Source organism: Yoonia vestfoldensis (assembly GCF_002158905.1).
Lineage (GTDB): Bacteria > Pseudomonadota > Alphaproteobacteria > Rhodobacterales > Rhodobacteraceae > Yoonia > Yoonia vestfoldensis_B.
On the sequence record NZ_CP021431.1, the window covers coordinates 2,553,624 to 2,563,261 of the forward strand.

Annotated in this window: 12 protein-coding genes; 9 read left to right on the plus strand and 3 right to left on the minus strand. The window is 62.8% G+C overall.

Annotated elements, in window-relative coordinates:
* Positions 1-3: 3 nt before the first annotated feature.
* On the minus strand, positions 4-390 hold the full coding sequence (locus tag LOKVESSMR4R_RS12780; RefSeq protein WP_087208951.1) for a bactofilin family protein: 387 nt from the start codon (positions 388-390) through the stop codon (positions 4-6).
* 189 nt (positions 391-579) lie between these two features.
* Between LOKVESSMR4R_RS12780 and LOKVESSMR4R_RS12785 the strand changes: the two genes are divergently transcribed.
* From LOKVESSMR4R_RS12785 to LOKVESSMR4R_RS12825, 9 genes are all read left to right on the plus strand, one after another.
* Positions 580-1,521, plus strand: coding sequence for a phage tail tube protein (locus LOKVESSMR4R_RS12785; RefSeq protein ID WP_087208954.1), 942 nt, complete (start codon positions 580-582; stop codon positions 1,519-1,521).
* A gap of 2 nt (positions 1,522-1,523) precedes the next feature.
* The gene (locus tag LOKVESSMR4R_RS12790; protein WP_087208957.1) at positions 1,524-1,886 is read left to right on the plus strand and encodes a hypothetical protein; all 363 of its coding nucleotides are present in this window, start codon (positions 1,524-1,526) and stop codon (positions 1,884-1,886) included.
* A gap of 197 nt (positions 1,887-2,083) precedes the next feature.
* Positions 2,084-2,212 carry a DUF7697 family protein gene (locus tag LOKVESSMR4R_RS20715; protein WP_257790131.1) on the plus strand — a complete coding sequence of 43 codons (129 nt, stop codon included), beginning with the start codon at positions 2,084-2,086 and terminating at the stop codon, positions 2,210-2,212.
* Positions 2,205-4,646, plus strand: coding sequence for a phage tail tape measure C-terminal domain-containing protein (locus LOKVESSMR4R_RS12800; RefSeq protein WP_087208961.1), 2,442 nt, complete (start codon positions 2,205-2,207; stop codon positions 4,644-4,646). Before LOKVESSMR4R_RS20715 ends, LOKVESSMR4R_RS12800 begins: the two co-directional genes overlap by 8 nt.
* On the plus strand, positions 4,643-5,242 hold the full coding sequence (locus LOKVESSMR4R_RS12805; RefSeq protein WP_087208963.1) for a hypothetical protein: 600 nt from the start codon (positions 4,643-4,645) through the stop codon (positions 5,240-5,242). Before LOKVESSMR4R_RS12800 ends, LOKVESSMR4R_RS12805 begins: the two co-directional genes overlap by 4 nt.
* Entirely contained in the window at positions 5,242-5,802 is a 561-nt protein-coding gene (locus LOKVESSMR4R_RS12810) for a hypothetical protein (RefSeq protein ID WP_087208965.1), read from the plus strand. The genes LOKVESSMR4R_RS12805 and LOKVESSMR4R_RS12810 overlap by 1 nt, the downstream gene beginning before the upstream one ends.
* Positions 5,803-5,807: 5 nt before the next feature.
* A complete protein-coding gene (locus tag LOKVESSMR4R_RS12815; protein ID WP_237331784.1) occupies positions 5,808-6,215 on the plus strand; it encodes a DUF6950 family protein in 408 nt (135 codons plus the stop codon).
* 3 nt (positions 6,216-6,218) lie between these two features.
* The gene (locus LOKVESSMR4R_RS12820) at positions 6,219-8,813 is read left to right on the plus strand and encodes a host specificity protein J (RefSeq protein WP_087208967.1); all 2,595 of its coding nucleotides are present in this window, start codon (positions 6,219-6,221) and stop codon (positions 8,811-8,813) included.
* On the plus strand, positions 8,813-9,043 hold the full coding sequence (locus LOKVESSMR4R_RS12825) for a hypothetical protein (RefSeq protein WP_087208969.1): 231 nt from the start codon (positions 8,813-8,815) through the stop codon (positions 9,041-9,043). The genes LOKVESSMR4R_RS12820 and LOKVESSMR4R_RS12825 overlap by 1 nt, the downstream gene beginning before the upstream one ends.
* Here the strand turns inward: LOKVESSMR4R_RS12825 and LOKVESSMR4R_RS12830 are convergent.
* Positions 9,040-9,330 (minus strand): type II toxin-antitoxin system RelE family toxin, encoded by a 291-nt coding sequence (locus LOKVESSMR4R_RS12830; protein ID WP_087208972.1) that lies wholly within the window; start codon positions 9,328-9,330, stop codon positions 9,040-9,042. The two genes, LOKVESSMR4R_RS12825 and LOKVESSMR4R_RS12830, sit on opposite strands and share 4 nt — an antisense overlap.
* Positions 9,320-9,565 carry a type II toxin-antitoxin system Phd/YefM family antitoxin gene (locus tag LOKVESSMR4R_RS12835; protein WP_087208974.1) on the minus strand — a complete coding sequence of 82 codons (246 nt, stop codon included), beginning with the start codon at positions 9,563-9,565 and terminating at the stop codon, positions 9,320-9,322. Before LOKVESSMR4R_RS12835 ends, LOKVESSMR4R_RS12830 begins: the two co-directional genes overlap by 11 nt.
* Between the last annotated feature and the right edge of the window lie 73 nt (positions 9,566-9,638).

The window sequence follows — 9,638 nt, forward strand, 5'->3', positions numbered from 1 at the left end:
TTTTTAGGCGGATCGAGAGGTGACATGGCCCTCAATCATTGCTCCGGCCTCAATAACAAGCTTTTGTGTGACAATATCGGCCGTCACCTGTGCGGAGGTCTTGAGTGTCACTGAGATGGCCGAGATTGTGCCTTCGAGATGGCCTTCAATTGTCACACTGCGGGCGCGGACATTGCCCTTGATTTTGCCAGTCCTGGCAAGAACCAATGTATCGACGGTCAGATCGCCTTCAAAAAAGCCCGCTAAGTCAAGAATGCCTTCACTGGTTAATGTCCCATTTACGGTGATGTCCTCATGTAGCACGGATCGTCGGCCATTACCGGCTGCTGCCTCGGCGCCGGCTAGCGAAGCGGGTGTTTTATCAGCAGAGTTTTGTAGATTGGCAAACATAGATCTGACAGCCTTCTAAAAGTCTTGGCCTAAGTGTTTGCATTTCTACGCAGCGGTCAAGCGGGCAAAACGATTATGGCGTATTCGCAAAATCTTTGAGGCCCAGTTGCGCGACCACGCCGCGTTCTGATTGCCGGTGCAATCGCGTGCCAGACGACACGGACAATGCAGTGAGAAAAGGAGTTCACAATGGCACGAGCCCAAGGGGCGCGGGCGCAGATGGCGCTGGCGTTCGAGACAACCTATGGCACGCCGCCTGCGAGCGGTTTCACCAAGATGCCGTTCGCCAGCACCACGCTGGGGGCCGAGCAGCCGCTGCAGACCTCGGAACTCTTGGGCTACGGCCGCGACCCGCAGGCACCGATCAAGGATGCTGTGACGGCGGATGGCAATGTGGTGGTGCCGATCGACGCAGAGGCGTTCGGCTTCTGGCTGAAGGCAGCATTTGGGGCACCCACGACCACAGGCGCCGACGCCCCCTATACCCACGAGTTCCGTTCCGGCAGTTGGGCGCTTCCATCATTCTCGGTCGAGACGGCCATGCCCGAGGTGCCGCGTTTTGCGATGTATGCCGGCTGCATGGTCGACAGCCTCAACTGGCAGATGGCGCGATCAGGCTTGCTGACAGCCACGGCCAGCATCGTGGCCCAGGGCGAGGCGATCGCCACGACTAGTGCGGCAGGATCGCCCACCAATATCGCGCTGAAGCGCTTCGGGCATTTCAACGGGGCGATCACGCGAAACGGTTTGAGCATCGGGAACGTGGTCTCGGCAGACCTGACCTATGCCAACAATCTCGATCGGATCGAGACCATCCGGGCAGACGGCAAGATCGACGGTGCAGACCCGTCCATCGCCGCCCTGACGGGTAATGTTGTCGTGCGCTTTGCCGATCAGACGCTGGTGACCCAGGCGATCAATGGCGATGCCTGCGAACTTGAATTCTCCTACACGTTGCCCACCGGCGAGAGCCTGACCCTCACCGCGCATGCCGTTTACCTCCCCCGACCCCGGATCGAAATCTCCGGCCCACAAGGCGTGCAAGCGACCTTCGACTGGCAGGCTGCGAGCGACCCTGTGGTGGGCCGGATGTGCACCGTCACGCTGACTAATGACCGCGAGGATTACTGATCATGCTGCGCTTGAACTTGTCCACGGAACCGCGCTGGCTCGAGTTGGGTCACGGCGTCCGTCTGTTGGTGGAGCCGCTGACCACCGCGATCATGCTGGCAGCACGGAGCGATCCGGCGATCATCGCCGCAGCAGCGGATGCTGAAGGTAGTGCCTCCAACGACGATCTCGCGCGTATCGTGGCCAAAGCCGTGGCGCGCATCGTCGTGAAGGACTGGGAGGGTGTGGGCGACGAGGACGGCGTGCCAATGGTTATCTCGCATGACGGCATCGATGCCCTTCTGGAACTCTGGCCGATCTTTGAGGCCTTCCAGACCACATACATCGCAGGTGCGCTGATACTGGATGCGGAAAAAAACGCCTGACCGCTCTCGCCGACTGGGAGTTCGGCGGGGGCGGTGAGTATTGTGCGGCGTGTCCCTCTATTTGCGTGGAGTGCCCGCGCAGCCTGCATGCGCCACGCACACTTGAGGGCTGGCAGATCTGGGATCTGGTTCAGCGCCTCGGCGGACAGATCCGCGTCGCCGGCGGTATGAGCGGCGGCGCTGTGCTCGGGTGGGATATGGCTGCTGCCCTGCAACTTGGGGCCGCCCTCGGGCTCTCGCCCCTGATCATTGCGGAACTCCTGCCGCCGATTGAGGCGGTGATGGTGCGCAAAACCAACCAAGAGATTGAACACAACCATGGCTGAAAAACGTGTCTCCGTCCGCCTCTCTGCGACCGGCGGGCGCCAGGTGCGTGCCGAGTTGGAAGGTGTCGGCGAGGCAGGCACCCGCGGCATGGGGCGTCTCTCGCGCGAGCTGGACCAGGCCAATGCCCGCATGGCGGCCTTTGCGCGCCGGGCCAAGATTGCGGCGACTGCTGCTGCCACAGCGCTGGCGGGTGCTGTCGTTGCGATGACCCGCTCGACGGTGGCTGCCGCCAATGAGATTGGCCAGCTCTCCCAGGTGGCCAATGCCAACCCGGAGCTGTTCCAACGCTGGGCGGCGGCCTCGGCCACTGTGGGCATCGCGCAGGAAAAGCTCGCCGATATCCTGAAGGATGTGAATGACCGCGTGGGGGATTTCCTGCAAACGGGCGGCGGGCCGATGGCGGACTTCTTCGAGAACATCGCTCCGCGCGTGGGCGTGACAGCGGACCAGTTTGCCCGCCTTTCCGGTCCTGAGGCGCTGCAGCTTTACGTCTCAAGCCTTGAGAAAGCAGGCGTGAGCCAACAGGAGATGACTTTCTATCTCGAGGCGATGGCATCAGACACCACGCGTCTTATTCCGCTGCTGCAAAACGGCGGGGCAGAAATGACCCGGCTAGGTGCGCAAGCGCAGGCATTGGGTGCTGTGCTTGATGCGGATGCGATTGCCGCCATGCGCCGCTCAGAACTGGCCCTCGTGAGCATCGGACAGGTATTTACAGGCGTGCGCAACCGGATCGCTGTTGCTCTGGCGCCCACGCTTGAGGCTGCGGCCAATGCCTTCGTGGCGCTGGCCTCTGCCACGAGCCCGATCAGCCGGGCCTTTGATGCGGTCCTGGCGAACCTTGACCGGCTTGCGATCTATGCGGGGACCTTCGCCACATTCCTCGCTGGTCGCTGGGTGGCCGCGATGGCTGTCGCGGCGCTCTCAGTCCGCGGGTTGGCCACGACGCTGGTGGTTCTGCGCGGCGCGATAATCCGCACGGGCATTGGGGCCCTAATCGTTGGCGCGGGCGAGCTCGTCTATTGGTTCACGCGCCTCGCGTCCGGCGCCGGCGGTTTTGGTGAGGCGATGCGCCTGTTGAAGGACGTCGCTGTTGAGGTTTGGGACAGGATCAAGATGGGCGCTTCGGCCGCCGGGGCACGCGCCACGGCGATGTTCTTTGATCTTAAATCCGATGCTGCCACCGGCATGGCGGGGGCGATTGAAAGTGTTGTCGCCTTTGGCAACGCCACAGCCAACACCTTCGAGGGGGCACTTCTCGCCGTCCGAGAAATCTGGTCACGCCTGCCGGATGTGATCGGCGATCTGGTGTTCTCTGCCGCCAACCGCATGCTCGACGGGATCGAGGCGATGCTCAACGGTGCGATTGCGCGGATTGATGCCTTCACGGGCCGCATTCGCGATGCGCTTGCGGCGGTCGGCATTGAAACCGCCTTTGGCGAGATTGGCGAAATCAGCCTTGGGGATATTGCCAATCCCTTTGCGGGCGCCTCAGCCGATGCCGGAACAGCTGCCGCTGACGCCTTCCGCCGCGCCTTCGCCGACAATCCGCTGACCGTTCCGGATCTTGGCCTCGACGGGATTGCGTCAGAGGCACTGGCCACCGCGAACAGTTATCGGCAGGCCGCTACCGATTTAGCGAATGGTGCGACCACACCGTTGAGTTCGTGGGCCGCACTGCGCGATGCTGTTGCGGGTGCAGGCGAGGACGGTGCCGCCGCCCTTGACGAGGCCACAGCCTCTGCTGACAGGCTGAACCAAGCTGTCACAGCCGCAGCCGGCGCATCTGCTGGCGCAGGTGCACAGATTGTCACCGGCTGGCGCGCGGTCTCTGAGGCTTTAAAGTCCTATGCCACCGAGGCGCTGAACTGGGGCAAGGGTCTTGGAGAAACCTTATCGCGCGCCTTCTCTGGCGCAGAAAGTGCGTTCCGCAGCTTTGTCGAGACGGGCAAGCTCGACTTCAAAAGCCTTGTGCGTTCGCTCTTGTCGGATCTGGCGGTGCTGGCCTTCCGCCGCGCCGTACTAGGACCTATCGCGAATGCGCTTGGGGGTGTCTTTGGCGGTGGTGGGTCTGTTGCAGCCGCGGTCTCTCATAACGGTGGCATGGTTGGGCTCTCGGGCCATACACGCGCCGTCCCCGCAGCCGTCTTTACCGCGGCCCCCCGCATGCACAACGGTGGCTGGGCAGGCCTGCGCCCAGATGAGGTGCCCACCATTTTGCAGCGCGGCGAGCGCGTGCTGTCCCGGGCCGAGGTTGCGCGGGGCGCAGGGACGAGCATTCCTGTGGCCGTCCATCTCAATGTCGATGCGCGCGGCGCGCAGATGGGGGTGGCTGAACAGATTGCTGCGGTGATGCGCAGCGCACAGCCCGAGTTCGAGCGGATTGCGCTGGCCGCTGTAGGCAACGCCATGCGCCGGGGGCGGCTGGCATGAGCGTCATTGTGGAGCTGCCCCGTACCTGGGTCGCGAGCCTCGAGCGGCGCTTGGTGACAGCCACTAGCCAGACACCGTCCCCGTTTACAGGCAGCATGGAGGTGCAGGACTGGGGCGGGGAGTGGTGGGAATATGATATCGAATTTGCCGCACAATTCGGACCCCTCGCACGCTCGGTTGGCGCGGCCCTGACGGCGCTTGGATCGGGCAGAGGCCTGCTGCTTTTTACCGATCCCGCAATTGAGCCCAAGGCTCTGGCACATCCAATCACACTTGCAACACCTGTCTCAGGCGGGAACGTTGTCCAAACACTGGGCTGGCCTTCTGGCCTGCCGGCCGTTGCCTCGGGTGACTTTCTCTCCATCGGCACAGCGCGCGACACGCGCCTGCACCAGATCGCCTTTGATGTAACAGCGGACATCAATGGATTGGCGACCCTGACGATCTTTCCAGCCATTCGCAGCGCGCTGCCCGCCAATACAGCTTTAGAGGTGAACAGACCGCAGGTGCTGCTGCGGCCTACGACGTCGGTTCCCACCCGCATCGCGCGTGCAGCGCGTCACCGCTTCACCCTCTCAGCACGCGAGGCCATTTGATGAGCCGCGAGCTCACAGCGGCATTGGCCGATGCGCTTGAAGCGGCAGATCTCAGGCCTGCCATCTTGTTTGAAGGCGCCTTCCCCTCCGGCATGGTGCGGATCTGGACAGGGGCTGGCCCTTTGGAATGGGACGACAAGACCTGGACCGGCGTCGGTGTACTTCTGGGGCTTGGTGCGCTGGAAGAGACCTCCGATGTTGTGGCCTCTGGTACCACGGTCTCGCTCTCTGGCGTGCCGCTTGATCTTGTGGGGCTTGCGATTGATGAGGCGCGCCAGGGTCAGCCGGGGCGCATCTGGCTGGCACTTCTGAGCGAGGACCGTCAGATCATCGCTGATCCCGTGCAGGCCTTCTCGGGCCGCCTTGATGTGCCGGAGATCCAGGAGGATGCGCAAAGCTGCCGGCTCACGATCAGCTATGAGAGCCGGCTCATTGATCTGAATGTGCCGCGCAACTGGCGCTACACCCATGAAAGCCAGCAAGTCCTATTCCCGGGCGATCTCGGCTTTGCGCATGTCACGGCCATCCAGGACCGCGAGATTACCTGGGGGCGGGGGTGAATACCATGACCCGCATCCCGCATTGGGAACAGCTTTTTGCCGCCGCCATTACTGAGGCCCACACGCGCCCCTTCGCTTGGGGCCAGCATGATTGCGCAACCTGGGCCTTTGATCTGCGCCGGAATCTGACGGGCGGGCCGGACCATGCCACACTCTGGCGGGGGCGGTACCGCACGCCCGGCGGCTGCCAGCGGGTGCTACGTCGTCTGGGCTGGCGCAGGCTCGAAGACGGTGGGCGCGCCCTGCTTGGAGAACCGCTGCCCGATCCGCGGCTGGCACAGCGCGGTGATATTGTTTTGGGCGGGGATCCCGAGGCCTTTGGCGTCTGCATCGGCGCGCGGGCTGCCTTTGTCTCGCCTGTTGGTCTGGTGACCCTGCCACTGAGCTCTTGCCGCCTCGCTTGGAGAACCTGATCCATGCCACCCATTATTCTTGGCGCCGTCGCACTTGGCGGTGCGGCGATCGCTGCAGGCGGCGTGGCGGCCGCTTTTGCAGCGACGGGTCTGATCGGCTTTGCTGCCAACTTCGGCGCGTCGATGCTGCTCTCAGCGGCGGCGCAATCGATGATGCCGAAACCCTCGGTGGGCCAGATCGCGTTACAGGCCCGCACGGTGACCGTGCGCGAGCCGGTGATGCCGCGCCAGATGGTTTATGGACGGACGCGCAAGGGCGGGGTCATCACTTTCCTGCATTCCACGGGGGAAAAGGACAAAGACCTGCACCTCGTCGTGGTGCTGGCCGCCCATCGCGTGCAATCCATCGGCGCGATCTACTTCGAGGGCGAGATGGCGCTCGATGCCGCCGGAACGGCCCAAGGCCGATGGGCAGGTAAGCTCGCGGTCGAGAAACGCCTCGGGCATGACGATCAAAGCGCATTTGCAGGGCTGATCACAGCAGCACCTGATCTGTGGACGCCCGCCCATCGACTGGCGGGCTGTGCTGCAATCTATCTGCGCCTGACCTATGACTCGGATGCCTTCCCAAGCGGGATCCCGAACATCACCGTCGATCTGGAGGGCAAGGACGATATCTTCGATCCACGTATGGGCACGCGCGTCTATACTGAAAACGCAGCCCTCTGCGTCGCGGATTACATGGCGCATCCCATCTTCGGGATCGGGGCGGGTATTGGCGCGCCAGATGGGATCGAGACCGACAGCCTGATTGAGGCCGCCAATATCTGTGATGAACAGATTGCCTTGGCAGGCGGTGGTACCGAGCCACGTTACAGCTGCAATGGCGTCGTCTCGCTCTCGGAAACCCCCAAGACCATTATCGAGGCGCTGCTGACGGCGATGGCCGGGCGCTGCATCTGGCAGGCAGGTCAGTGGCGGATACGCGCGGGCGCCTACCGCATACCATCAAGCCTGCTCACAGCCGATGATGTGCGCGAAGGCGGCATGACGCTGACCACGCGCCAAACCCGCGCTGCAAACTTCAACGCTGTGCGCGGCCAGTTCGTGAGCCCGCAGAACAACTGGCAGCCTGATGACTTTCCGGCCTATGCCTCTGATGCTTACCTCACCGAGGATGGCGGTGAGCAGGTCTGGCGCGATATCGCGCTGCCCTTCACCATCTCGGCGGCGATGGCGCAGCGTCTGGCCAAGATCGCGCTGGAGCGCGCACGGCGGCAGATGAGTGTGCGGCTTTCCGGCAAGCTCAAGGCCTGGCGTGTGACAGCCGGCGATACGACGCTCTTGCGCTATTCCCGCTGGGGCTTTGGCGGGCCGGATCCAAATGATGGCAAGCCCTTTGAGGTGGAGGCCGTGCGCTTGGACCTGACCCAGATCGGGTCCGGCCCGCGGATCGCACCAGAGCTTCTGCTGCGCGAGACCTCGCCCTTGGTCTATGACTGGGACGCCTCTGAGGAACAGATCTATGCGGCCGCCCCGCGCACCACGCTGCCCTCGGCTTTTGACATTGCACCGCCTGGCGCGCCGCAGGGCGAGGAAGAGCTCTACGTCACGCGCGACGGCTCAGCCGTAAAGGTGCTGTTGCGGGTGCGTTGGACTGCAGCCCAAAGCGGCTTTGTTGAGAGCTACCAGTTCGAGGCCCGCCGCGATGGGGGCGATTGGCAAGACTATGGGCGCACCACCGGCACGCTGATCGAGCTGCGCGACATTGCGCCAGGGCAATGGGACTTCCGCGTCAAAGCACTCTCTGTGCTGGGTGTCTCCTCGCCCTGGCGCGAGGGAACGCGCGAGGTGGTCGGGCTGACAGCCCCGCCGGCTGCCTTGGAAGGTCTGACCATCCAGTCTGCAGGGGGTCTTGCGGTCTTGAAATGGCAGCGGGCAGTCGATGTCGATGTCCGCGTGGGTGGCAGTGTGATTATCCGCCATAGCAAGGATGCAAATGCCTCTTGGGCGAACTCGACGCTGATGGACCGTGTCTCGGGCGGGGAGGCCATTGCGGTCGTGCCGCTCAAGCCTGGCACCTACTTGCTGCGGGCCGAGGATAGCGAGGGGCGGATTGGTCCCGTCAGCACGGTTGCGACCAAGGGCGTGCAGATCCTGAGCTTTGCGCAGCTGAACACGCTTGTGGCTGATCCGGGCTTTGCGGGGACAAAGATCGGCCTTGAAGCCGCTACGGGCACGCTGAAACTGGAAACTGGAGTCGACGCCGCAGGCAGCCCTGTCGTGCTGGCAACCGAAGGGCTCTACCAGTTCGATGGGATCCTTGATTTTGGGGCGCTAAGGCGCGTGCGCTTACGCTCGGACATCATGGTCGGTGCCTCCGCCCTGTCGGATTACATCGATGACCGCATGACACCGATCGATAGCTGGGCTGACTTCGACGGCTCGGAAGGCGCCGATATCGACGTTGTGCTCGAGGTTCGTGAAACCGATGACGATCCAGCAGCGGCACCCCCCCTCTGGGGCCCATGGGGACGGATCGACAACAGCGAGATCGAGGCGCGCGCGGTTGAGGCGCGGGCGTGGCTTAGAACGAACGACCCCGCATTCACGCCGATCGTGTCGGAGTTGCGGCTGATAGCAGATGAGGTGGCCTAGTGTCTCAAGTTCCAAGCTTTGTGATCATCAATGACAATGGCGCAGCTGTGCGCGCGCAGATCAACCAGATCATCGCAGCGCTGAGATCGACCAGCAGCGCCGCTATCGCCCCAACGGCGACCGCGCCGGGGATGCTGTGGGTCGATACAAGCACCACACCGCCAACCCTCAAGATCCGCAATCTTGCCGACAGTGCCTTTGAGGCGTTGCTCGACGGCGGAGACTATTAGGGGGCAGCACGTTTCTGCGCGGCTTTATAAACGGCGTTCCGCTCGCGTTTGCCCACAGCCACCACTGTTACCGTGACAGTGGTGTCCTCAACGCGGTAAACGAGGCGATAGCCCGCGCTGCGCAGCTTGATTTTGTAGTGGCTCGGCATGCCGTGCAGGCGATCAGCAACAACATGGGGCTGAGCAAGTCGCTCTTTTAGCTTCTTTTTGAACTGCGACTGCAGCGTTGCGCCGAGTTTGTCCCATTCTTTGAGGGCTGACGGCAGGAATTGCAGCTCATAGCTCATCCAAGCTGACCCGAACCGGTGTCTCATCGGCACGTTGTTTGATGGTCTCGGCCAGCTCCAAGTCGTCAAGATGCTCCATCATCGCCTCATAGCGCGCGGCGGGCACCATATAAGCCATGACACGGTTATGGTTCAGCACAGCAACGGACTCGCCATGCGCCATCGCCATGACCTGCGACGGGTTTTTTTTGAGGTCCGAGACGCTCACAGCGACATTGGCTTCGACCCGCTGCATGGTGTCCTCCTAAATAGGTCTAAAGACAGGTCTGAATATAGACCAAAATACCATGCGCGCAAGTTGTCTTACC

Coding starts and splice junctions, on each gene's coding strand:
- LOKVESSMR4R_RS12780 (WP_087208951.1), bottom strand. CDS start 390: ATGTTTGCCAATCTACAAAACTCTGCTGATAAAACACCCGCTTCGCTA.
- LOKVESSMR4R_RS12785 (WP_087208954.1), top strand. CDS start 580: ATGGCACGAGCCCAAGGGGCGCGGGCGCAGATGGCGCTGGCGTTCGAG.
- LOKVESSMR4R_RS12790 (WP_087208957.1), top strand. CDS start 1,524: ATGCTGCGCTTGAACTTGTCCACGGAACCGCGCTGGCTCGAGTTGGGT.
- LOKVESSMR4R_RS20715 (WP_257790131.1), top strand. CDS start 2,084: ATGGCTGCTGCCCTGCAACTTGGGGCCGCCCTCGGGCTCTCGCCCCTG.
- LOKVESSMR4R_RS12800 (WP_087208961.1), top strand. CDS start 2,205: ATGGCTGAAAAACGTGTCTCCGTCCGCCTCTCTGCGACCGGCGGGCGC.
- LOKVESSMR4R_RS12805 (WP_087208963.1), top strand. CDS start 4,643: ATGAGCGTCATTGTGGAGCTGCCCCGTACCTGGGTCGCGAGCCTCGAG.
- LOKVESSMR4R_RS12810 (WP_087208965.1), top strand. CDS start 5,242: ATGAGCCGCGAGCTCACAGCGGCATTGGCCGATGCGCTTGAAGCGGCA.
- LOKVESSMR4R_RS12815 (WP_237331784.1), top strand. CDS start 5,808: ATGACCCGCATCCCGCATTGGGAACAGCTTTTTGCCGCCGCCATTACT.
- LOKVESSMR4R_RS12820 (WP_087208967.1), top strand. CDS start 6,219: ATGCCACCCATTATTCTTGGCGCCGTCGCACTTGGCGGTGCGGCGATC.
- LOKVESSMR4R_RS12830 (WP_087208972.1), bottom strand. CDS start 9,330: ATGAGCTATGAGCTGCAATTCCTGCCGTCAGCCCTCAAAGAATGGGAC.
- LOKVESSMR4R_RS12835 (WP_087208974.1), bottom strand. CDS start 9,565: ATGCAGCGGGTCGAAGCCAATGTCGCTGTGAGCGTCTCGGACCTCAAA.